Here is a 21,324-nt window from a genome sequence, read left to right as displayed (position 1 = left end):
ATGTGGTCAGTTATAACAACTGATTTGTTTGATGATTGGTATGATACGCTTGATGATACTGACAGAAGTAACGTATTAGCCTCTATGATCGTATTGTATAATACCCCAAGAAATTTAAACAGTATCTTTTGAAATTCATTTCCGATATATTGTTGAAAGTGAAATGAACAGAGGGCGTATTTATGAGCACAAAAAGGACAAGTTACTCATCCGAGTTTAAGGTCAAAGTTGTATTGGAATTATTGGCAAATGAGCTTACGTTAGCAGAGCTTGCTAGCAAACATAATATAACGACAAAAAACATCCAAAACTGGAAGAAAATCTTCTTGGATAATGCAGTTATTGCTATGGAGCCAGCCAAGGCGGTTAAAGAGTACAAATCTGAAAATGATAAGCTTCAACATGAGGTGGATAAGTATGCCAAGAAAGTTGGTCAACTTACGATTGAAAGGGATTGGCTTGAGGGAAAGCTCGCAAGCTTGGACTTATCAACTAAAAAATCTATGGTGGAGTCCAAGCTAGAAAATATTTCCATAGTTAAGCAATGCCAATTATTAGGTATAAATCGAGGCAACTGCTATTACACGCCTAAAATCAATAAGGAAGCACTTAAAATTAAAGCGCATATCCAGAAAATCCATGAAGAAATCCCTATTTATGGTGCGCTGAAGGTTCATCAGCAATTACTTGAGGATGGATTTAGTGTCAGCGTGAATACGGTGCAGAAATACCGTCAGGAAATGGGCTTAAAAGCGGTGTTGGCTGTCAGGTTTCCTAATTTGTCCGAGCCTTGTAAACAGCATGTTAAATACACTTATAAACTGCGTGGTATTAATATTTGTCGCGTTAACCAAGTGTGGTCTACTGATATCACGTATGTGAAGCTTAAGGGTGGTATGGTTTATCTTGCTGCGATAATTGATTGGTATTCAAAAGCCGTATTAAGTTGGCGTATATCGAATACGATGGATAGTAGCCTGGTAATGAGTGTTTTGCATGAAGCCCTTGATCGCTTTGGCAACCCTGAGATTTTTAACACTGACCAAGGCAGTCAATATACCTCGCATATACATACTGAGGCATTATCCAGTAGAGGTATTACTATCTCAATGGATGGCAAGGGGCGAGCTACTGATAACATTTGTATTGAGCGTTTTTGGCGCAGTGCAAAATGCGAGCGAATTTATCTTAATGAATATGGTTCTTTGCCTGAGCTTAGGTCTGATCTTGCTGATTATATTGATTTTTATAATCACCGTAGATTTCATGAGAGCTTGGGATACAAAAAACCAATGCATGTGTACAAAGAAGGTGTTATTAACTTTAAAAGTCAGGCGCAAAAAACATTGCAGGTTGCATGACATGTATAGGAATAAGAATTTTTAAAAAACTGTATTGACACTTCGGGGTAGAATAATTTTATTATGTGCTGGAAATAAAACAGGTAAAGATAAAAGATTTTATGAAGTGATGATACCTATTGCAGATCAAGAATTTACGCTTCATTTAAATAACAATAAAATGCAGGAGTAAAAAATGGCGAGAACACTTAAACAAATACTTGCTCAAGAAAACGCAAAAGTGGTTACTAATGCTAAACAAAAGGCAGAGGCTATACTTTTGGATATCCACCTATCTGAGCTTAGAGAAAAAATGAATAAAACACAGGTCGAATTAGCCAACACATTAGGCGTTAAACAACCAACCGTTGCCGAGATGGAAAAGCCAGGGCGAGATTTAAAGCTATCCTCATTAAAAAAATATATTGAAGCGGCCGGTGGTAAACTAAGACTAGATATCGAACTTCCAGATGGAACACATTTTGGTTTTTCTGTGTAATATACCACCCATAAACCATTTTACAGCCTTTCTGCCATTGAATTTCTTGTTCTTTTGAGTCATTAGATATTGCTAATAGTCCTTGCTATTACCTGCAATCCAATGACTCAAAATTATCAAAAACTTCTTTGGCATTAAACACGGTAAAATGATTCATGAGTGGTATCAAACAACTATTTCGTCACAGACAAAATCGCTCCGGTAGCAGGTGATCAATTGAATATTGTTCGTGCTCTGTGCCATCTTGATTAAAGAGATGAATCACAACATCATTATCAAAAAACTCTGCCATAACTTGCCGACAAGCACCACATGGTGTGACCGGATTTCTGGCATCCGCCGTGACATAGATCGCTTTAAAATCTCCTTTACGCGCACCACTGGCAACAGCCGCATTAATTGCCACCATTTCAGCGCATGAACCCACGGGAAAGCTTGCGTTTTCAACGTTGACACCCTCGTGAACATCACCGTTTTTAAGCTCAATCATTGCAGCAACACTAAAATTTGAATACGGCGCATAAGCACGCTTTTTTAATACTTGCAGCTTTCTAAATACTTCATTTATTTCATGCATTCACAACTCGCTTAATAGGTTAATGCTGATTCTGTCAGTGCTGTGACAATCTTCTGAGTAATCTCTTTACTGCCTATACTTTCTGCACCACCCGCAATATCCGCCGTTCTAAAGCCTTGAGCTAAGACTTGGTCAATTGCCTGATCGATCGCTATCGCCTCCTCATGCATGCCAAATGAGTAAGATAACATAAGTGCTGCTGATAAAATCTGTGCAATCGGATTAGCAATATCTTTACCCATGATATCAAAGGCTGAACCTCCTGCAGGTTCATATAAGCCAAAGCCTTCTTTATTTAAGCTAATCGATGGCACAAGCCCTAAAGAACCAGGTAACACCGATGCCAGATCCGATAAGATATCACCAAATAAATTACCCGTCACAATCACATCAAACTGCGCGGGATTCAACACTAGCTGCATTGCTGCATTATCGACATACATATGCTTCAAGGTCATATCTGGGAAGTTTTTTGCTTCTTCATTAGCGATATCACGCCAAAGTCTTGAGGTATCTAATACATTGGCTTTATCAATAGAGGTCAAGATTTTACGTCTTTCACCAGCGCGCTTAAAGGCAGCCCTGACAATATGTCGAATCGTCTGCTCATCATACTCGGCAACATCCGTAGCACAACGAATACCCTCTTTATTGACAAAGCGCTTATGCTCACCAAAATAAATATCTCCTGACAACTCACGAAAGATCTCAATATCAGCACCGTTGGCAATGCGTTCATTCTTGATAGGGCTATTATTTTTTAATGCCGGAAACATTTTAATCGGACGAATATTCACCCCAAAATCAAACGTTTTGCGCAAAGCTAAAATACTTTTGGCCTCACACCCCTGCCATTTAGGATCATTTTGCGCATCAACCGGACCACCCACTGAACCAAATAAAATGGCGTCTGCAGATTTGCAAATATCAATGGTTTGTTTCGGGCAGTGCTCAGCATAAACATCAAAGGCAGCACCGCCAATTAAAGCTTCTTTATACGTAAATTCATGATTGTATTTATTGGCAACTGCATCTAACACATCAATGGCACATGCCATTACTTCAGGACCGATACCATCCCCTGCTAAAATTGCGATTGTTTTTTTTATTTTTTCCATTTTGTTAAGTACCTTCTACTTCTCTATAATTCACCATTCCATAACCGCTGTAAGAATACTTGCCAAGGCAAAATTAAAATTCCACTTGGTAAAGCTCTACCACCTAGCAAATTTGCTCCCGAGATAAAGGTAAATTTATTTTTCTTTCATACATAAAAACCTCACTATTACGGAGTTAATCCCCATAAAGGATAACTTATCCGGAATAAAGTGAAAGTAAAAACCAACCTTAATAGACAAACATTTTATAACCAAAGCCTTTAATACCTTTCAAAACCATTGACCAAAATACTCCGCACCCACTTCCTACAAGGACTATTGCACTGGCGTTCCTTGGTGAAAAATTAATTTCCACTCATTTGATTTTTTAACCCAAATTGAGCTGCGATTAGCGCGAAGCTTTGCATTTCCGACCTCACTAACATAGGTCACTTGTTTAATATTCTCGCCAATATCATGCACTTGAAAGTTTTCAAGTGGAAGCTTCGCTTTAATTTCCTGATAAGAATGCGCCAAGGTTTCCTCACGTGTATAAATACGTCCTGAGCGCCCATACTCAAAGAAAGTTGCATCTAAAACACTGTCCATATAAGCGAAATCAAATCTTGTTTTTTCAAGCCACAAAGATTCTTCAAGAATTTGTAATTTTTTGTTTTGTTCAATCATAAAGAATCAAATCGCTGATAATTTTCCATCACTAAGGCTTATTGCATAATCTAGATTATTCTTCCTTAGCATATCTTGAATGGCAATAGTGACAAAAAAACGTTTGCTTTGCCCAAGCATTTTGGCAAACTCAATCGCCTTAGCAATAGTCAGCCCTTTTCTGTCATTTTCTATGTCTGACAACCTTGTTTTACTGATTTTAAGTACTTCATCAGCAAACATTTGCTGTGTCATATTTTCATATTCAGTTAAACGAATATTTTTAATCAATGTACCAAAAGTCAATGGTGTTTCAAGTTGCTCATTAAGAAAATCGATAGCGTTAACGTTTCTGCTCATAGTTTTTCACCTTTAGTATTTATGCTTATTAATTTCAAATACCTCTATTACTTCTACCTCACCATTTGGTAACTTTCTGTAGAAAGCTCTATAAGCTTTGTTCAATCTAATAGAACGCTGCCCCTTTCTATTACCTTGTAACGGCTCATCATGATAACCTTTGATTTGCATCACTCTTCTCATTCCTAAGCTTTCTACTTGCATTACCCATGTTCTTAACTTCAGCACAACTTGCTTAGGAAGCACTTTAATCTGTTTCTGGACACTTGGTGTCAACTCAATAATATATCTCATAAAACATCTTCAGTGATCCGCGTTAAAGTGTACGCCAAAAAGGCGTTATCCGCAACCTCATTATCTCATTCTCTATTTTAGCATCGTTTCAAACCGACTAATCTCCTGATCTTTAGACAATAAATAGCCCATATCATCTTGACCTTGAAGTAAACACTCTTTGCGAAAAGGATCATAGTCAAAGTGATAAGATTCCCCATCTACGGTAATGGTTTGCGCAGCTAAATCAACGGTTATATCAAGATCTTCACTTTGTGCTTTTTCACACCATTTCTCTAATAGCTCGCCATCTAAAGCAATCAATAACAAACCGTTTTTAGCCGAGTTATTGAAAAAAATATCCGAAAAAGAGGGTGCCAAGATCACAGCAACTCCCGCTTGTTGTAATGCCCACACAGCATGTTCTCTTGATGATCCACAGCCAAAGTTGCTACCACTGATAAGAATTCGCGCGTCTTTAAATCGTGATTGATTAAATACAAACTCAGGATCTGCTGACTTTAGACGGGTAAAAAGATGCTCGCCATAACCGGCTATCGTCGTTTGTGTTAAGTATTGTGCCGGAATAATCATATCGGTATCGACATCGCTTAACCACATCGGAATCGCTTTACTTGTTAGCGTTTGAAATGCTTTCATGCCAATACTCCTTCTTGTTCTAACTGCGCCACACTATAAATCGCCCCTTTAATTGCACTTGCAGCAACGGTTTGTGGTGAAGCTAAATGGGTAATACTACCGGTTCCTTGACGACCAATGAAATTACGATTTGAGGTGCTGATACAGCGTTGTCCTGCTGGCACTTTATCGTCATTCATCGCAAGACACATGGAGCAACCTGGCATTCTAAAATCCGCACCTGCCTCGATAAATATCTTATCCAATCCTTCGGCAATTGCCTGCGCGCGCACTTTTTCAGAGCCTGGCACGATATACATCGTTACCCCTTGTGCAATCTTATGCCCTTTTAACACATCTGCTGCTGCACGCATATCTTCAATACGACCATTGGTGCAACTACCGACAAATGCCCATTGAATCGCTTTACCCAAAACCGCTTCATTTTCACTAAAGCCAGTATAACGATAGGCTTCTTCAGCTAATTTTTGCTGATGCTTCGGAATACTGGCTAAGCCTGGAATGGATTCATTAATTGCCACGGCATGTTGTGGATTAATTCCCCACGTCACCATTGGTTGTAAATCCTCAATATCAATTTCAACCACCTTATCATAACTGGCATTGTCATCACTCGTTAAGCTGCGCCATGTATTGATAGCATCTTCCCAATGCTCAGCATCAGGTGCATATTTGCGCCCTTTAAGATAGTCAAAAGTTATCTCATCTGGCGCGATTAATCCAGCTCTAGCACCACACTCGATTGACATATTGCATAAAGTCATTCGTGCTTCCATTGACAGTGCTTTTATCGCATCACCGCTATACTCAATCACAAATCCACTAGCACCACCTATGCCAATTTCAGCAATGAGCTTCATCACGATATCTTTTGCTGTTGCATAACTTGAAGGCTTGCCTTTGAAGTGCACTTTCATCGTTTTAGGGCGATATTGCAAAATGCAATTTGTCGCCATGACATGCCCAACTTCGGAAGTGCCAACGCCAAATGCTAATGCGCCAAAGGCGCCATGCGTTGAGGTGTGTGAATCACCACAAACAATCGTACTTCCTGGCCAAGTAAACCCAAGCTCAGGACCAATCACATGAACAATGCCCTGATATTGGCTGTCAAAATCATATAGCTCAACACCGAACTCTTTGGCATTCTTACGCAACGTTTCTACTTGCGCCTTGGCAATGGGATCATTCATCTGCGTGCGATCAATCGGTGAGGTAGAAATACTGTGATCTAAGGTTGCGACAATGGATTGCGGGTTACGCACGGGTATATTTAATTCACGCAACTTATCAAATGCTTGCGCTGAGGTGACCTCATGCATCAGCATTCGATCGATATAAAAAATATCTGGAAAGCCTTTTTTTGACTCAACGACATGCTGATCCCAGATTTTATCAATAATATTTTTAGCCATGGGACACCTCTTGCTGATTGTTTTGTGTCGATGTGCTCTGCGCCCTATAGTTGGCATCCACATACATTTGATTCACTGCTTCGATAAATGCTTTGAGTGCTGAGATCTCAATATCATGATCTTTGGCAATACCTTTATAGGCGTTGTGATTTGGTGCGCTAACAATAATCGTCGCCTCTGAGCTTGAACGCACCCCTGCTTCTGTTAAGGATTTTGCATAATAATCTTTAACCTCAATGCCTGGAATGTATTTATCCGTTGCACTGAGTAACGCTGCGAGTGCTGAGTTTTCACCGGCTAGCTCAACTTTTAGATTTTCTTGATCAAAGAATTGCCCTGTAATCGTTACCGAACTACTATCCTCTGATTTGCCATATGCAATTTTACTCGCCTTAATCGGTGCACGGATTTTCTTATAGGCACTCAATAATTCAAGATCAGTTACGCCTTTGCGACGCTCGTGATAAATATCTTTGATCTGTTGTGCAATTTTTGCTTTTTCATGTTCCTCACAGACATAACCGAAGTCTTCGATAATTTTCTTAGCATGATTACCACCAGATAACGGACCAAACACAAAGGAAATCTCACTACCGATGGATTTTGGATCAAATGGCTGATAAGCCAATGGGTTATTCAAAATCGCATTGGTATGCCCACCTGAAGTATGCCGTGTTGCATTTAAACCCACAATCGGAGAGTGTGGCTGTTTAGGCAGCATTTTTTGGGCGATAAAATCCGAGACTTCTTTCAAACCATTGATATTGATATTAGTGTAATAATGCACATCTTCTTGCTTACCAAAAGCATCGATAAACATCACACATTGCTCTAATGCCGCATTGCCTGCGCGCTCGCCTACACCATTAATACATGCTTCAACTTGACGTGCCGGACCATCAAAGACCGCATTCATCGAGTTCTCTAATGCCAAACCAAAATCATTATGGCAATGTGCCGACCAAATAATATCTTTATCAGGGAAAGTTTCTTTGATAATGCGCGCGTGCTTTGTCATGTTTTTCACAAAATACTCATCGCCTTCACGCTCGCATGCGCCACCGATAGTATCAGGACAGTTAATCACTGACACACCGGCCCTCACCGCGGACTTAAACACTTCAGTCACATAATCAAAACCATCTGCTAAACGCGAGTAACCTTCAGCACTAAACTCAACTTCATAACCTTGATCCGTTGCGATCTTAATCAAGCGATAGACTTCATCAATGTGTTTTTGTTCATCATTTTTATCTCCTAAACTCGCTTGCGCTAAGTTAGGATCAACCGGCAAATAAACATGAATACGTGCTTTACCAATAGCAAGTGACGGCTTTAATGCCTCCATTGTCTTTAAAACTTGCGCTTCTCTTAGCTGGCAAAGCCCAGCAATAATCATATTGGATTGTCGATTTGCCATACGCTCAGAAATCGTGTGCACAATTTGGAAATCCAACTGGCTTGCCGAAGGAAAACCCGCTTCCAACACATCGATATTCAGTGCATGCGCATAATCAGCATAAGCAATATTATCTTCAAAATTCATGCCCGCCCCTGGCGATTGCTGACCATCACGCAATGTGGTATCAAAAATATAAACACGCTCTTTATTAGGCTGCTTCATTTGTGTACTCATCGTTAACTCTCCTTCCTCAAAATAATTCTATTTATGGGCGTATGCCATATGCCCCTACACGTAGGTTAAGGCATCAGATGCTTTAATGCCTTGAGTGATCTCGCTAAAACACTGCTTGATATGTTTAGTAACACGCCCGATTTCACCGTGACCGGCAATTTTTTGATCATCAATACTACGAATCGGGGTAATCTCGGCAGCCGTCCCACTAAAAAATGCTTCATCGGCATTGATAATATCTTCAACTTTGAAATACTGCTCATGCACCGTATAACCCTGCTCCTTGGCAATTTGAATAATCATCCGTCGTGTAATGCCATCTAAGATCGTACCCAATGGTGTCGTGAAAATCTCATTATGCTTAACATAAAAGATATTTTGCGCTGCCCCTTCAGCCACATTGCCATCAGCATCCAATAGCAAAGACTCATGATAATGCGTGCCACGAATCTGCATACTGGCAAGCATGCTATTAACATAATGACCTGATATTTTTGCGTCACATATGGTTGACTGCGGGTGAATACGAATATATTTACTGACCATCACATCAACACTTTCAGCTGCCAAATAACGCCCCATTGGTAAGCACCAGACAATTACCTCAATTGGATGTTCAGCTTTTGGCAATACACCAACACTTTGATTATCGCCATAAAAAGCCAATGGTCGAATATAGCAAGATTCAAGCCCGCTTTTTTTAACGGTATCAATGACTGCTTGACACATTTGATCAACACTAAAAGGCGGATTCATACCCAAAGCACGCATTGAATAATCAAAACGTTGCATATGCTCTTTTAGCTTTAGAATCGCAGTGCCTTTGGGCGTTTTATAAGCGCGAATCCCTTCAAACACCGCTGAGCCATAATGCAGCGCATGCGTCATGACACTCACAACCGCTTTTTCTTTCTCGATAAATTGACCATTTTGCCAAATATAAACCTGCTCACTCACTTACGTTATCCTCCAAAAAATGATACGTGATTTACTTAGTTTGCTTAAATGTAATAATAAAATATAACTGTAAAATACAAAGGGAAAATTAAATAGCTGCCTACCAGCGAGGCAGTCGTAGAGATAGTTCAAGGGAAAAAGAAAGTGGAAGCAACATGTGTTTTTTGATTGTATATAACATCACCAGCCTCCTTGAGCTTTTTCAATGACAATAAACACAAGCTATCATCATCACCTGCGAATCGCAACAACAAAAAAGCATTTTTTCCATCACTCGTATAATTTGCTCTTTACAAATATCTCTCAATCGTTAGGCTATACTCTAGGAACACGATGTTCTGACATAAACCATAAGGAGCAACCCCATGCATAGCAAACTCAAAGAAATCGTCAACAAGGAAAAACGCGTTTTTAGCATTAGCGCCAATAGCAGTTTATTTGAAGCCGCACAAAAAATGGCTGAACATAAAGTTGGCTCACTACTTGTTATCGATAACGATGAATTTCATGGCATTATCACTGAACGTGATTTTTTATTTAAAGTCTCTGCACGCAACCAAGATCTCAAAAAACATATTGTCGCCGATATTATGAGCGAGCAGATCATTTCGATGAATCACAACCAAACCGCACAAGAAGCCTTGCAACTCATGACCGAAAAGCGTATTCGTCACTTGCCAGTCTATGATGATAACAATACGTTTCTAGGACTATTATCAATTGGTGACTTAAGTAAATGGGCAAGTTCTCGTTATCATCAAAAGCATGATGAAGTCGAGAGTTTGGTTAATTATATTCAGCAGTAATCAAGCTAAATAACAGGTATCAATAAATGTCACGAATATATTCACCAGAATTAAAGCAAAAAGCTTATAAAGAAGTGCTCGATAGTATTACATTAATGATTGAAGGAGAAACCGATCTAATTGCTATTATGGCAACGATCTGTTGTGAGTTAAAACAAGCATTTTGTTATTTTGACTGGGTTGGATTTTATCGTAATGTCGGCAATGATGTACTTAAAGTAGGACCTTACCAAGGTGGGCATGGTTGTTTAAACATTACTTTTGATCGTGGCGTTTGTGGTAAAGCAGCCAGAACAAGGCAAACGCAAATTGTAGATGATGTTAATTTACTGCCTTATCATATTGCGTGCTCGAGCAGTACCATATCAGAAATTGTCGTGCCCTGGATTATTAATAATGAACTGTTTGCCGTATTAGACATAGATTCAGATGACAAAGATGCTTTTGATAAAACTGACCAACACTATTTGCAGAAAATGCTATCAAACATTAAGATATGAATAATACTCATGATTAGTTTCTGTGTTTCTTAATGCTATGTGTTTGTCTTTAACCCTTAAAGCCATTACAATGCTAGCCTATTGAATATGGTTTGGGCTTGAATTTTTGTTTAAGTCATAAGAGGGTAATAAAAAATGACCGTTGTTGTATGGAGTCTATTGTTGTTTGGTGTGCTTTTAAACGCCTCAGCACAACTGTTTTTAAAGTTTGGCATGGATCGCATTGGAGAGTTTAGTTTCACACTTGCAAACATATGGCCAATTGGTTGGAAAGTTGCGACGAATTATTTTGTGATCTTAGGACTTATGTGTTACGTCATCAGTGTTGTCGTGTGGCTGATGGTGTTATCACGCGTGCCTGTTGGCTTAGCCTATCCAATGGTGTCTATTGGTTATATTGTCACGGCGATTGCCGGTTATTTTTTATTAGGTGAAACCCTTACTGCAACACGTGTTGCCGGAATTTTCGTGATTATTTTAGGCGTTTATTTGGTTGCAAAACCATAAATCAACATCAATCAGTAATAGAGATAAATAAATGAGAGATACATTTTTACCTTTTGCCAAACCAAGCATTTCAGAAGAGGCGATTGCCGACGTTGTCGAGAGCTTGCGCTCTGGTTGGTTAACAACAGGTCCTAAGCTTAAGAAGTTTGAAAGCATGCTTCAAGAATACCATAATGCACCACATGCATTATGCTTAAACTCCGCAACCGCCGGATTGCATTTAGCTTTATTGGCACTTGATTTAAAGCCAGAAGACGAAGTAATCACGACACCAATGACTTTTGCTGCCACTTTAAATGTCATTGAAATTGTTGGTGCCAAGGTTAAGCTTGTTGATGTTGAACGTGATACTTACAATATTGATGTTACAAAAATTGAAGCGGCAATTACGCCTAACACAAAGGTAATTATGCCGGTGCATTTTGCTGGCTTACCCGTGGATTTGGATCCTATTTACGCGTTAGCTAAGAAGTACAATCTCACTGTGATTGAAGATGCAGCGCATTCGATTGGTGCTGAGTATAAAGGTAAAAAGCTAGGCACTTTTGGCGATATGCAAGTCTTTAGCTTTCATCCGAATAAAAACATGACCACCGGTGAAGGCGGTTGTGTTGTAACACGTGATGATGCGATTGCTAAGCATATTTCTTTGACACGCTTTCATGGCATGGATCGTGAAGCGTGGAATCGTTTTGGCAAAGAAGGCAGCGCGCACTATCAGATCGTTTACCCCGGGTTTAAATATAATATGATGGATTTGCAAGCAGCACTTGGCATACACCAGCTACCTGCTTTAGACGGTTTCATTGCGAAGCGCACGCAACTAGCAAAGCGCTATTATGAAAAACTTGCAAATTTTGACGCACTCATCCTGCCAAAGGCACCACAGTTTGAACACAAACATGCGTGGCATTTGTTTGCGCCAACACTTAATACAAAGGTTGCTAAAATCACGCGTGATGAGCTGATGACTCAGTTAAAACAGCATAATATCGGTTGTGGTGTGCATTATGAAGCCGCACATTTATACCCTTATTACGCCAATAAATATGGCTTTAAAAAAGGTGATTTTCCAAATGCTGAGGAAATTGGTGCTAATGTGATTAGCTTACCTCTTTTCCCTGATATGACCTTTGCTGAACAAGATGATGTGCTTGACGCACTCAACAAAATATTAAGAGCTTAAGGAGATAATATGACTAAGCCTTATTTAAGTGTAGTAATTCCGATCTACAACGAAGAAGAAGTGTTACCTACGCTTTTTGGACGCCTTTTCCCAGCACTTGATGCCATTAACAAACCCTATGAAGTTATCTTTACCAACGATGGCAGTAAAGATAAATCGATTGAGCTACTGCGTGAGATGCATGACAAGCGCCCAAGTGAAGTTAAAATAATCAACTTTAATCGCAACTTTGGTCAACACATGGCGATTATGGCAGGCTTTGAGCATGTTGATGGCGAAGTGATCGTAACCATGGATGCTGATCTGCAGAACTATCCAGAAGATATTCCACTATTGTTAGAGAAAATCGAGCAAGGTCACGATGTCGTTGGTGGTTATCGTATGGATCGCCAAGATAAAAAATGGCGTTTATTTGTCTCCAAATTACATAATTCATTGCGTTTAAAATTAACCGGTATTGATATGGTTGATGAGGGTTGTATGCTTAGAGCTTACACACGTGAAGTAATTGATCGCGTTGTTGCCACTGGTGAAAACTCAACTTTTTTACCCGCGCTAGCACATAGCTTTTCATCAAACCCAACCGATGTTGGTGTGCGCCATGCTGCTCGTGAACAAGGGACTTCAAGCTATAACTTGTATAAGTTAATTCGTTATAATTTTGACTTCTTTGCCAACTTCTCAAAAGCACCTCTTGAGTTCTTTACAATGACTGGCTTAATCGTGTCATTTTTGAGTATCTTGTTGTTTATTTATTTGATTGTTAAACGTCTTGCCTTTGGTCCTGATGCCGATGGCGTATTTACACTTTTTGCGATCATGTATTTCCTCATTGGCATGCTGTTAATGGGACTTGGTATCGTTGGCGAATATATCGGACGGATTTATGAAGAAGTACGCAAGCGACCACGATTTATCATTAAAGACTACATAACAACGACTGAATCAAAAGATAAGTCACACGCTAAAAAAACTGAAAAAAGTGAAAACACAAAAGAAAGTGAATAAAAAAGGTAACAATATGTCTGTTAAATTATTAGTTTTAGGTGTCAATGGTTTTATTGGCAGCAGCATGGTTGAGAAGATCCTAAATGAAACTGATTGGGAAATCTATGGCATGGATCTTTCTGATCATAAAATCACTGAGTTTTTGGATCATCCACGTTTACACTTTGTTAAAGATAATGTACTTGAGAATATGGCGTGGGTTGAAGAGCATATCCAAAAATGTGACGTTATTTTCCCGCTCGTTGCTGTCGCCAACCCCGCGCTTTATGTCTCTGATCCATTATTTGTCTATAAGCTCGATTATGAGTCAAATGTTGATATTGTGAAGCTATGTGTTAAGCACAAAAAACACCTTATTTTCCCATCGACATCAGAAGTATATGGCATGAGCAAAGACATTCCATTTAACGAGGAAACCAGCGCTTTAGTGACGGGTCCCATCAATAAGCCACGTTGGATTTACTCTTGTTCTAAACAGCTACTTGATCGTGTCATTCACGCCTATGGTATGCAAGAAGGACTTAATTACACATTATTTAGACCATTTAACTGGATTGGTCCGAAGCAAGATGAAATCAAATCGTCTAAAAAAGGCAGCGCACGCGTCTTAGCACAATTTGTCTCAAATATTATCGATGGTAAAGATTTACAACTGGTTGATGGTGGCACACAACGTCGTTGCTTTACCTATATTGATGATGGCATTGATGCTTTGATTGAAATTGTTAAAAAACGCGATAACGAAGCACATCGCCGTATTTTTAATATTGGCAACCCAGATAATGAATACTCAATTAAAGAACTTGCAGAGTTAACCGTTGATGCGATGAAGCGTTATCCTGAGTATCAAGCACGTGCTGAGAAGACTAAAATTATTGCGACAACTGCAGGAGACTATTACGGTGAAGGCTATCAAGATGTCGATCGCCGCGTGCCGTCAATTGAGAATGCCAAGACACACCTTAATTGGGCACCTAAAGTATCAATGCAAGATGCATTAAGAAAAACTTTTGATTATCATTTATTATAAAAATTCAAGTACCTCTTCAACGCTAATTATTAAACGTAACAATGCCTTTGGTTTTGTTACGTTTAGTTGTATCTTATAGCCCTAATTACACAAACATTTAAGGATATATACAAATGGAGTCAACGGGTTGCTATATTGGCTTAGACATCGGCGGGACAAAGACAATGGTCAAAGCCATTGATGCCAAAGGTCATGAAATTGCCCTATACAAAGAAGCGACACCATTAGATTTTGATGAGGGTATTTCACTACTTCACACATTGATTGAAAAGGTCGCAGCTAACCATGATATCAAAGGGATTGGCGCTGCAATTGGTGGACCCTTAGATGCTGATAAAGGCATTGTTTCACCACTTCATCAACCACAATGGCGTAACATCCCGCTTAAACGCATTATGGAAGAACGTTGGCAATGCCCTTTTTATGTCGATGTGGATACGAATGTTGCTGCAATCGCGGAATATCATCTAGGGAATTATCAAGCATCACGCTTTTTATACATCACATTGAGCACTGGCATGGGTGGCGGGTTTTTAATTGATGGCAAGATTTATCAGGGACTATCTCACCCTGAGATTGCACATCAGGCTATTTCACACTGTTACGATACTCATGACATGATGCAACGTATTAGCTGTGAATGTGGTACAAATGATTGTTTGGAAGCAATGGTTTCAGGCAATGGCATTAAACGTTTATATCTTAAATCAGCTGAGAATTTAAATGAAAAGGAGTGGTCAGAGGTTGGCTACAACCTAGGGCAAGGCTTACGTAATATCGCGACAATTTTATCACCTGAAATTATTGTATTTGGCGGTGGTGTTGCTTTAGGTGGCGGACAGGCTTTACTGGATCACGCACAAAAAGTATTAAATGACAAATTAAAACTGGTTAAGTCACCAAAGCTTGTACTGTCTCAACTGGGTTATAACACAGCTTTGGAAGGTGCGCTATGCTTTGCTAAAGGCATGCATTTGCCACAGAAACAACAAGCTGCCATGGAGGTTTAAATGACGATTATTAGCGCTTTATTTTTCTCGGTTTTAGCGGGCATTTTAAACGGCAGCTTTGCCACTCCAACAAAACATATACAAATCAACCCAGTCAAGATGTGGCTTAATTTTGCTTTCTGGGGATTTATTATTATCCCCCTTTTGACCTTCTTGATAGTCGATCCGGCGTTTTTTGGCTTGCTACTGCAAGTACCTAGCATGGCAATTGTTATTCCACTGATTGCCGGTTTAATCTGGGGTGTCGGCATGGTTTGTTTAAGTGTTGCCCTTAAACATATTGGTATTGGTGTTGCTTTTGTTATCAATATTGGTATCGGTACGGCAGGCGGCACACTTATCCCACTGATATTCTTCCCACAACAACAGTTAAGCACGGGATTTGTCAGTTTAGTAATCATAGCGGTTGTTTTCTTATTAGTTGGCGTATTATTGGCAGGGCTTGCCGCACAACAACGTGAGAAAGAAACCTTAACTAATACGACCAACAAAGCAACTAAGGTAGCATTATTTGCCATTTTAATTACAATTTTTGCAGGAATAAGCTCCGCACTGCAAGGGGCTAGCTATGCCTATGCATTAAGTGCATATGCCACACTGACAAATGAAGTGAATAGCCCCTTCATTCTTGCGATATTGCCGTGGTTTTTTGTATTTGTTGGCGGTTTTATACCTTATGTTATCTACTTTGCGATGTTAAATGCTAAGACTCAACGTCAAACCCAAGCCGTTTCCACACAAAAAATGACCTTAAAAGATCAACTGTTGATTATTGCCATGGCAGTGATGTTTTTTGAATCAACGGTTTGTTATGCCAAGGCCTCACAAATCCTAGGCGCTTTGGGTCCGATTATTGCTTGGCCACTGTTTATGACATTTATTATTTTAATGTCTAATTTCTGGGGACTTAAGCACGGTGAATGGCGTAATGCATCACGTGCTGCAGGTATTAAAATTATTAGCGCAATTATATTATTGATTGTCGCTGTAATCACTTTGGTTGGCGCAAGTCTATTTCGTTAAGCCTCTACCATCTATTGCTTTGTCACCCAATCAAGGACAGTAAGATGTAGCAGTTTAGACCTGATCTAACAGCAACCTCTCTTCCCACCATTGCATAAAAAACCTTGCCAGCTCTTCACTATGCACAGTTTTGCGCCAACTATAAAAAACCAGTTTTTTCTCAAAGGCAAAATCAAAATTGACACGTTTTAATTTAAAAATATCACGGTAGTACTCATATAAATGATGCTCGGTAGACATCACCGTATTGGGCATACTGCTTAATAAACTCATCGATGTCAAAATACTATTAGACAGCACCACCTTACTGCGTGGATGATGCCCGATAGTTTGACGAATATAAGGCGTCTCTTTATCGTGCATGGTGATATGTTTTGCCTGCAGATAATCAACCAAAGTCATTTTATCAAAATCACTTTGTTGACTTGTGATTACAACAGATTGCGTTTCCATCAACGGTTGCGTTGGAATACTCAACACACGATCTTCCATCCCAATAAATAAATCAAATTGGCTCACATCGCATTGTGCTTTATTTAAGTCTTTAAGCTTCAATACTTCCATTTCGATTTCAATATCATGAACTTTGCAGGCTTCAATAAACTCAGGCATATATAACAGTGCGAAAAAATCACTGGTTAGTACTTTGTAACATTTTTTCTCAGATTGCACACTACTGTGTTTTGCTAGCCCGACAATATGACCAATATAGCTGCATAACTGCAAACCCTTGGCAGTTGCCACACAGCGTCCGTCCTGAATCTGCATCACATCATCACCAAATGTCTTTCTAATCAGTCTCAATGCGGCACTTACCGTTGATTGATTCTTATTTAAAAGCTTAGCGGCTTCCGATACTGAACCGACTTCAATAACCGCTTTAAAAACATAGAGATTATTCAATGTAACCGAGCTTATATCCATTACGTTTACCATGATTTACTTTACAGTTTTAGCTAACACGAGATTAGCGCTTATGAGCTGCTGCCAATTATCAGGCATTCATCATATTAACACAACTTCCATGCGCTATTATCTGCAAACAAAGCTCTTAAGAGTTTGTTATTTAAGGTGTGCCCTGATTTATAGCAATTAAAATGCCCCAAAATCGCACCACCGACATAAAAATCACCAATCGCATCTAGCAATTTATGTTTTACAAATTCATCGGGGTATCTTAAGCCCTCAGGGTTTGCAACACCCTCATTAGTGACACCAACGGCATTGTCAAGTGAGGCACCTTTTGCAAGATTGTTTGCATGCAAGTATTCCAGTTGCTCAACAAAACCAAAAGTGCGCGCCTTAGCAACTTGCGCTATATACTCCTGTTGATTACCTGAAAACTCAACAACCAAAGGGGTAGCAGCAATCACTGGGTGATCCCATTTGATTTCAAAGCGATAACTCGTTTCATCACTAGGGGAAATTTCTGCAAACTTATCTTCATCAGTGACGCGTATTGTCTTTAACACCTTAATCACTTGACGCTTTTTATCCTGTGCTTTAACGCCTATTTTTTGCAATGCCTCAACAAAGGCAATACTACTGCCATCCATGACTGGCAATTCTGGCGCATCAATTTCTACGATGACATTGTCAACCTGAAACATACAAAGCGCTGACATTAGGTGCTCAATCGTAGATACCGTTATCGTTTTATCATTTGGCGAGACTAGCAATGTACACATTACTGCTTCAGTAATATTAAAGGGCGTAATCTTAATATCATGCATTTGGGATAAATCCGTGCGCCGAAAAACAATCCCCTGATCAACTGCTGCCGGCAATAAGCGCATATTGACATTAACACCTGAGTGTAAGCCGATACCTTGAATTTCAATATGATGATTAATCGTGTGTTGCTGCACATTTTTCTCCATGCGTTTGGCAATGACAGAGACTATATAAAATCTGGGCTAAAAAAGCTAATCAATAACACCACTAATACCATTAAACTAATAACAACATAACACTTATTATGTTGACGTTTAAAGTTATAAGCCGTAATTGCCACACGTACGATCGGGTTGATTAAAATAAGCAAAACCCCGAATTGCAATAATGATTTAATACTGCCCTGAAATGCTGTTGAAACAATCAGATTAATATCTTCCAAGCGCTTAGGCTCCCCGCTAAAAACATGCGACAAGTGCACGATGCCATGATGATTCATCAGATAAAGCACTTCAGCAACAAACACTACCGAAATGGAGACAATAATTGACACCATCATTACCATAACAATCATTGCTGAGTCTGGTTTTTTTTGGTTTTTCAAATTTTTTATTTTTTCTACTCTAGCACCATTGTCACTCATAAGTGAACTCCTAAGCCATTTAAAACCATTTGCACGCCGATAATAGCAATTAGCACTAAAAACACTGTTTTCAAGGTCTTCACCGGAATGATCGGCAACAATTTAGCACCTAAGAATGCACCAACAAAAACGCCCAATGCCACGGGTGCAGCAAACAATGGCTCGATATAGCCTGCTTTAAGATAAATACCAACACTTGCTGCAGCGGTAATACCGATCATGAAATTACTGGTTGCAGTGGTCACTTTAAAGGGGATCTTCATGATTTGATCCATGCCCAATACTTTAAAAGCACCTGAACCGATACCTAAAAGCCCTGATAGCACACCTGCAACCCACATAACAACAAAGCCAGGAACGACACCAACAACAGCATAAGACTCTATTTTATCTTTTATTTGATAGGTATCCGGGAGTTGTAATTTTTGCGCCAGTTTACTTGACTCAACCACTGTACTTTTCGGCTTATTCAGTAATGAAATCATAATATTTAAAAGCAGCATAACCCCGAAGATAAGTGATAATATGTCTTTATTCATCACCACCGCAAGGCTTGCACCACAAATGGCACCAATCGTTGTTGCCACTGATAAAAACATACTAATACGAATATTGCTTATTCCATCTCGAAGATATGAAATCGCAGCACCCGATGACGTAGCAATCACCGAGGTTAATGCCGCACCCATTGCATAACGAATATCAATACCAAATCCAAGAACTAAAAAAGGCGTGATAATCACCCCACCACCTAAACCTGCTAGGGCGCCAAGAATGCCTGCAAACATCGATGCAGCTATAACAATCAGCTCAAATACAATAAGATCCATCTTTATTCTCTCTATGGCAGATACACCGCCTCACATACTGCCATTATGGTAAACCATAACTATTGATACGCTGAAATTGCAGCTGATTCATCAACTTTAAACCCTTGTGGGTCACTAATAATCTTATAATCCCCTGCAATCACTTCATTTGCCGTCATTGAGGTGATCTCGCCCAAACCTGGCAACATCTTGCCAATATTAGCAATCGTGAAGGTGCCATTGTTGGATTGCAGTACAAGTCCATAACTATTGGCTGAGTAAATCTTATAGTTTGTCGCCACTTTATCTGCCATTGTTGGCATGGTTATGATTGGCTGCATAGCTTGACCCTTATCATTTGATGCGCTACTTGCTGCTATCTGCGCAAACTTGGCTGAGAATTGCTTCGCCAAATCATCGCTGACTTTATCTAAGCTTTTGGTCTGTTTTTGAACCTCATCTAGTTTCATTTGCATTTGCTGTAACTGCGTTACTGCCTCGGTATTACTGTTTAAAATCATCTGTTTTAATTCAGCAATTTTGGCATCTGCAGACTTTCTCACCTCTTCAGCCTCGGCGTGAATGATATTCGACAGCGTATTTCTAATGGCACCTGCCTGATCCTCAATATGGGACTGTAGTACCTTTTGATGCGCTTGAATTTCTTTTTGATTAGTGATAATAAACAATTGAAACACCAGCACACATGCCACACCCACACCACCTAGCACCATCAGCTTTTGTTGTTTTGTTAGCGGAGTTTTGCCTTTTTGTCGGCTTGATACCTCAACATCAAACTCGTCATTTTCCAACTCTATATCAGATGCTTGATCTTGTGTTTTGTCTGCTTTTTTATTTAATGAACCAAATAATTTCTTCATTGCAGCTTAGTCCTTCTTTACCAATGATAGTGCTAAGTATAGAAACTATTTCGAGCATCGCCTAGCAGTTGATGGTGATTTATGTTTTTTTGTTTATAATGCCGCAACATAACTTGAGAAATTTATTTAAGGATAAAAATCAATGAAATACAATTTTCTTATTCGACTATTTCATTTACTGATTGCGATTGGTGTCATCTTGCAACTCTTGATTGGTTTTTTCTTTGATGATTTATTTGCCAAGCTCAATGGTGCATTTTTTATGACAATACACAAATCAATCGGTTTATCTTTAGCTATTGTGGTGATTCTACTGATCATTACCCGCTTATTATCAAAGAAAATTCCTTACCCTAAAGCGATGTCATCCTTACATATTTTCCTTGCAAAGATTGTCCACTTCGGTCTTTATCTTTGTGTATTTTGCATGTCGATGACGGGACTTATCGCCTCACAATTGTTTCAAAGTCAATGGCAATTTTTCTATTGGTTTAATGTACCTATCTTATTGCCGCAAAACCCAGAACTTGGTAGTGAGATCTTTAGCTGGCATCCTTGGTTTGCCTATATTCTACTAGTGTTTGTCATACTACACATCTTCGCGGCACTTTATCATAAGTATATTGCTAAGGATGATATTGTTAAGAAGATGTTGTAAGCCAACCTAATTAGCAAATGAACAATAAGTTAAATCACCCCTCACCCGTGTCGCTTATACTCCACGACCTCTCCCGAAAGGAGAGAGGTGAGAAATAACGCCATCTATT

The 21,324-nt window shown here is 39.4% G+C and carries 26 protein-coding genes; 12 read left to right on the top strand and 14 right to left on the bottom strand.

Going from position 1 to position 21,324, the window contains the following annotated elements; translation table 11 throughout:
- The 3 genes from NYP54_RS08360 (at position 1) to NYP54_RS08350 (ending at position 1,839) form a co-directional block, all read left to right on the top strand.
- Positions 1–132 (top strand): hypothetical protein, encoded by a 132-nt coding sequence (locus NYP54_RS08360; RefSeq protein ID WP_283156121.1) that lies wholly within the window; start codon positions 1–3, stop codon positions 130–132.
- Positions 133–182: 50 nt separating this feature from the next.
- Entirely contained in the window at positions 183–1,361 is a 1,179-nt protein-coding gene (locus NYP54_RS08355) for an IS3 family transposase (protein WP_283156092.1), read from the top strand.
- A gap of 175 nt (positions 1,362–1,536) precedes the next feature.
- Positions 1,537–1,839: a helix-turn-helix transcriptional regulator gene (locus tag NYP54_RS08350; RefSeq protein ID WP_283156120.1), complete on the top strand. Its 303-nt coding sequence runs from the start codon at positions 1,537–1,539 to the stop codon at positions 1,837–1,839.
- Between the two features lie 181 nt (positions 1,840–2,020).
- Here the strand turns inward: NYP54_RS08350 and cdd are convergent, their stop codons facing one another.
- The 9 genes from cdd to NYP54_RS08305 form a co-directional block, all read right to left on the bottom strand.
- Positions 2,021–2,416: a cytidine deaminase gene (gene cdd / locus NYP54_RS08345; RefSeq protein ID WP_117003229.1), complete on the bottom strand. Its 396-nt coding sequence runs from the start codon at positions 2,414–2,416 to the stop codon at positions 2,021–2,023.
- 11 nt (positions 2,417–2,427) lie between these two features.
- The gene (gene leuB / locus NYP54_RS08340; protein WP_349293383.1) at positions 2,428–3,525 is read right to left on the bottom strand and encodes a 3-isopropylmalate dehydrogenase; all 1,098 of its coding nucleotides are present in this window, start codon (positions 3,523–3,525) and stop codon (positions 2,428–2,430) included.
- Between the two features lie 324 nt (positions 3,526–3,849).
- Entirely contained in the window at positions 3,850–4,200 is a 351-nt protein-coding gene (locus tag NYP54_RS08335) for a nuclear transport factor 2 family protein (protein ID WP_117003230.1), read from the bottom strand.
- A gap of 6 nt (positions 4,201–4,206) precedes the next feature.
- The gene (locus NYP54_RS08330) at positions 4,207–4,539 is read right to left on the bottom strand and encodes a helix-turn-helix transcriptional regulator (protein WP_117003231.1); all 333 of its coding nucleotides are present in this window, start codon (positions 4,537–4,539) and stop codon (positions 4,207–4,209) included.
- A 12-nt stretch (positions 4,540–4,551) separates the two neighbouring features.
- Positions 4,552–4,833 (bottom strand): type II toxin-antitoxin system mRNA interferase toxin, RelE/StbE family, encoded by a 282-nt coding sequence (locus tag NYP54_RS08325; RefSeq protein WP_117003232.1) that lies wholly within the window; start codon positions 4,831–4,833, stop codon positions 4,552–4,554.
- A gap of 72 nt (positions 4,834–4,905) precedes the next feature.
- Entirely contained in the window at positions 4,906–5,472 is a 567-nt protein-coding gene (gene leuD, locus NYP54_RS08320; protein WP_283156118.1) for a 3-isopropylmalate dehydratase small subunit, read from the bottom strand.
- A complete protein-coding gene (gene leuC, locus NYP54_RS08315; protein ID WP_283156117.1) occupies positions 5,469–6,887 on the bottom strand; it encodes a 3-isopropylmalate dehydratase large subunit in 1,419 nt (472 codons plus the stop codon). Before leuC ends, leuD begins: the two co-directional genes overlap by 4 nt.
- Positions 6,880–8,511: a 2-isopropylmalate synthase gene (locus NYP54_RS08310; protein ID WP_349293382.1), complete on the bottom strand. Its 1,632-nt coding sequence runs from the start codon at positions 8,509–8,511 to the stop codon at positions 6,880–6,882. Before NYP54_RS08310 ends, leuC begins: the two co-directional genes overlap by 8 nt.
- Positions 8,512–8,577: 66 nt before the next feature.
- Positions 8,578–9,480, bottom strand: a complete 903-nt coding sequence (locus tag NYP54_RS08305; RefSeq protein ID WP_283156115.1) for a branched-chain amino acid transaminase — start codon at positions 9,478–9,480, stop codon at positions 8,578–8,580.
- A gap of 365 nt (positions 9,481–9,845) precedes the next feature.
- Between NYP54_RS08305 and NYP54_RS08300 the strand changes: the two genes are divergently transcribed.
- The 8 genes from NYP54_RS08300 (at position 9,846) to NYP54_RS08265 (ending at position 16,550) form a co-directional block, all read left to right on the top strand.
- On the top strand, positions 9,846–10,286 hold the full coding sequence (locus tag NYP54_RS08300) for a CBS domain-containing protein (protein WP_117003237.1): 441 nt from the start codon (positions 9,846–9,848) through the stop codon (positions 10,284–10,286).
- Positions 10,287–10,312: 26 nt separating this feature from the next.
- The gene (locus tag NYP54_RS08295) at positions 10,313–10,786 is read left to right on the top strand and encodes a GAF domain-containing protein (RefSeq protein ID WP_283156114.1); all 474 of its coding nucleotides are present in this window, start codon (positions 10,313–10,315) and stop codon (positions 10,784–10,786) included.
- Between the two features lie 135 nt (positions 10,787–10,921).
- Entirely contained in the window at positions 10,922–11,293 is a 372-nt protein-coding gene (locus tag NYP54_RS08290) for an EamA family transporter (protein WP_117003242.1), read from the top strand.
- A gap of 31 nt (positions 11,294–11,324) precedes the next feature.
- Positions 11,325–12,479 (top strand): DegT/DnrJ/EryC1/StrS aminotransferase family protein, encoded by a 1,155-nt coding sequence (locus NYP54_RS08285; protein WP_283156113.1) that lies wholly within the window; start codon positions 11,325–11,327, stop codon positions 12,477–12,479.
- Between the two features lie 9 nt (positions 12,480–12,488).
- On the top strand, positions 12,489–13,487 hold the full coding sequence (locus NYP54_RS08280) for a glycosyltransferase (protein ID WP_283156112.1): 999 nt from the start codon (positions 12,489–12,491) through the stop codon (positions 13,485–13,487).
- Between the two features lie 13 nt (positions 13,488–13,500).
- Positions 13,501–14,517, top strand: coding sequence for a bifunctional UDP-4-keto-pentose/UDP-xylose synthase (locus tag NYP54_RS08275; protein ID WP_283156111.1), 1,017 nt, complete (start codon positions 13,501–13,503; stop codon positions 14,515–14,517).
- 113 nt (positions 14,518–14,630) lie between these two features.
- Entirely contained in the window at positions 14,631–15,527 is an 897-nt protein-coding gene (locus NYP54_RS08270; RefSeq protein ID WP_283156110.1) for an ROK family protein, read from the top strand.
- Complete coding sequence (locus tag NYP54_RS08265) at positions 15,528–16,550, top strand: L-rhamnose/proton symporter RhaT (protein ID WP_283156109.1); 1,023 nt, start codon at positions 15,528–15,530, stop codon at positions 16,548–16,550. It abuts the gene before it with no gap.
- Positions 16,551–16,604: 54 nt separating this feature from the next.
- Here NYP54_RS08265 and NYP54_RS08260 read toward each other — a convergent pair whose 3' ends face one another.
- The 5 genes from NYP54_RS08260 to NYP54_RS08240 form a co-directional block, all read right to left on the bottom strand.
- On the bottom strand, positions 16,605–17,474 hold the full coding sequence (locus tag NYP54_RS08260; RefSeq protein ID WP_283156108.1) for a LysR family transcriptional regulator: 870 nt from the start codon (positions 17,472–17,474) through the stop codon (positions 16,605–16,607).
- 86 nt (positions 17,475–17,560) lie between these two features.
- Positions 17,561–18,430 (bottom strand): UDP-3-O-acyl-N-acetylglucosamine deacetylase, encoded by an 870-nt coding sequence (gene lpxC, locus NYP54_RS08255; protein WP_283156107.1) that lies wholly within the window; start codon positions 18,428–18,430, stop codon positions 17,561–17,563.
- Positions 18,431–18,450: 20 nt separating this feature from the next.
- The gene (locus NYP54_RS08250) at positions 18,451–18,867 is read right to left on the bottom strand and encodes a DUF1634 domain-containing protein (RefSeq protein WP_283156106.1); all 417 of its coding nucleotides are present in this window, start codon (positions 18,865–18,867) and stop codon (positions 18,451–18,453) included.
- Positions 18,864–19,697 carry a sulfite exporter TauE/SafE family protein gene (locus NYP54_RS08245; RefSeq protein WP_283156105.1) on the bottom strand — a complete coding sequence of 278 codons (834 nt, stop codon included), beginning with the start codon at positions 19,695–19,697 and terminating at the stop codon, positions 18,864–18,866. Before NYP54_RS08245 ends, NYP54_RS08250 begins: the two co-directional genes overlap by 4 nt.
- Before the next feature lie 59 nt (positions 19,698–19,756).
- The gene (locus NYP54_RS08240; protein WP_283156104.1) at positions 19,757–20,557 is read right to left on the bottom strand and encodes a hypothetical protein; all 801 of its coding nucleotides are present in this window, start codon (positions 20,555–20,557) and stop codon (positions 19,757–19,759) included.
- A 142-nt stretch (positions 20,558–20,699) separates the two neighbouring features.
- On the opposite strand from NYP54_RS08240, the gene NYP54_RS08235 reads away from it, so the two are divergent.
- Positions 20,700–21,215 (top strand): cytochrome b, encoded by a 516-nt coding sequence (locus NYP54_RS08235; protein ID WP_283156103.1) that lies wholly within the window; start codon positions 20,700–20,702, stop codon positions 21,213–21,215.
- Positions 21,216–21,324: the final 109 nt, after the last annotated feature.

It is taken from the genome of Cysteiniphilum sp. QT6929 (assembly GCF_030035755.1).
GTDB lineage: Bacteria > Pseudomonadota > Gammaproteobacteria > Francisellales > Francisellaceae > Caedibacter > Caedibacter litoralis.
The sequence above is the reverse complement of the archived record's forward strand: the minus strand, read 5'-3'. Positions and strand labels throughout refer to the sequence as shown.

Bases quoted from the DNA above. Each gene is read 5' to 3' on its own strand.
- NYP54_RS08275 (WP_283156111.1), top strand. From the start codon at position 13,501: ATGTCTGTTAAATTATTAGTTTTAGGTGTCAATGGTTTTATTGGCAGC.
- NYP54_RS08240 (WP_283156104.1), bottom strand. From the start codon at position 20,557: ATGAAGAAATTATTTGGTTCATTAAATAAAAAAGCAGACAAAACACAA.
- NYP54_RS08290 (WP_117003242.1), top strand. From the start codon at position 10,922: ATGACCGTTGTTGTATGGAGTCTATTGTTGTTTGGTGTGCTTTTAAAC.
- NYP54_RS08325 (WP_117003232.1), bottom strand. From the start codon at position 4,833: ATGAGATATATTATTGAGTTGACACCAAGTGTCCAGAAACAGATTAAA.
- NYP54_RS08300 (WP_117003237.1), top strand. From the start codon at position 9,846: ATGCATAGCAAACTCAAAGAAATCGTCAACAAGGAAAAACGCGTTTTT.
- NYP54_RS08335 (WP_117003230.1), bottom strand. From the start codon at position 4,200: ATGATTGAACAAAACAAAAAATTACAAATTCTTGAAGAATCTTTGTGG.
- NYP54_RS08250 (WP_283156106.1), bottom strand. From the start codon at position 18,867: ATGAGTGACAATGGTGCTAGAGTAGAAAAAATAAAAAATTTGAAAAAC.
- NYP54_RS08265 (WP_283156109.1), top strand. From the start codon at position 15,528: ATGACGATTATTAGCGCTTTATTTTTCTCGGTTTTAGCGGGCATTTTA.
- NYP54_RS08330 (WP_117003231.1), bottom strand. From the start codon at position 4,539: ATGAGCAGAAACGTTAACGCTATCGATTTTCTTAATGAGCAACTTGAA.
- NYP54_RS08285 (WP_283156113.1), top strand. From the start codon at position 11,325: ATGAGAGATACATTTTTACCTTTTGCCAAACCAAGCATTTCAGAAGAG.
- leuD (WP_283156118.1), bottom strand. From the start codon at position 5,472: ATGAAAGCATTTCAAACGCTAACAAGTAAAGCGATTCCGATGTGGTTA.
- NYP54_RS08245 (WP_283156105.1), bottom strand. From the start codon at position 19,697: ATGGATCTTATTGTATTTGAGCTGATTGTTATAGCTGCATCGATGTTT.
- NYP54_RS08350 (WP_283156120.1), top strand. From the start codon at position 1,537: ATGGCGAGAACACTTAAACAAATACTTGCTCAAGAAAACGCAAAAGTG.
- NYP54_RS08270 (WP_283156110.1), top strand. From the start codon at position 14,631: ATGGAGTCAACGGGTTGCTATATTGGCTTAGACATCGGCGGGACAAAG.
- NYP54_RS08295 (WP_283156114.1), top strand. From the start codon at position 10,313: ATGTCACGAATATATTCACCAGAATTAAAGCAAAAAGCTTATAAAGAA.
- NYP54_RS08360 (WP_283156121.1), top strand. From the start codon at position 1: ATGTGGTCAGTTATAACAACTGATTTGTTTGATGATTGGTATGATACG.
- NYP54_RS08280 (WP_283156112.1), top strand. From the start codon at position 12,489: ATGACTAAGCCTTATTTAAGTGTAGTAATTCCGATCTACAACGAAGAA.
- NYP54_RS08355 (WP_283156092.1), top strand. From the start codon at position 183: ATGAGCACAAAAAGGACAAGTTACTCATCCGAGTTTAAGGTCAAAGTT.
- leuC (WP_283156117.1), bottom strand. From the start codon at position 6,887: ATGGCTAAAAATATTATTGATAAAATCTGGGATCAGCATGTCGTTGAG.
- cdd (WP_117003229.1), bottom strand. From the start codon at position 2,416: ATGCATGAAATAAATGAAGTATTTAGAAAGCTGCAAGTATTAAAAAAG.
- NYP54_RS08260 (WP_283156108.1), bottom strand. From the start codon at position 17,474: ATGGATATAAGCTCGGTTACATTGAATAATCTCTATGTTTTTAAAGCG.
- lpxC (WP_283156107.1), bottom strand. From the start codon at position 18,430: ATGGAGAAAAATGTGCAGCAACACACGATTAATCATCATATTGAAATT.
- NYP54_RS08235 (WP_283156103.1), top strand. From the start codon at position 20,700: ATGAAATACAATTTTCTTATTCGACTATTTCATTTACTGATTGCGATT.
- NYP54_RS08310 (WP_349293382.1), bottom strand. From the start codon at position 8,511: ATGAAGCAGCCTAATAAAGAGCGTGTTTATATTTTTGATACCACATTG.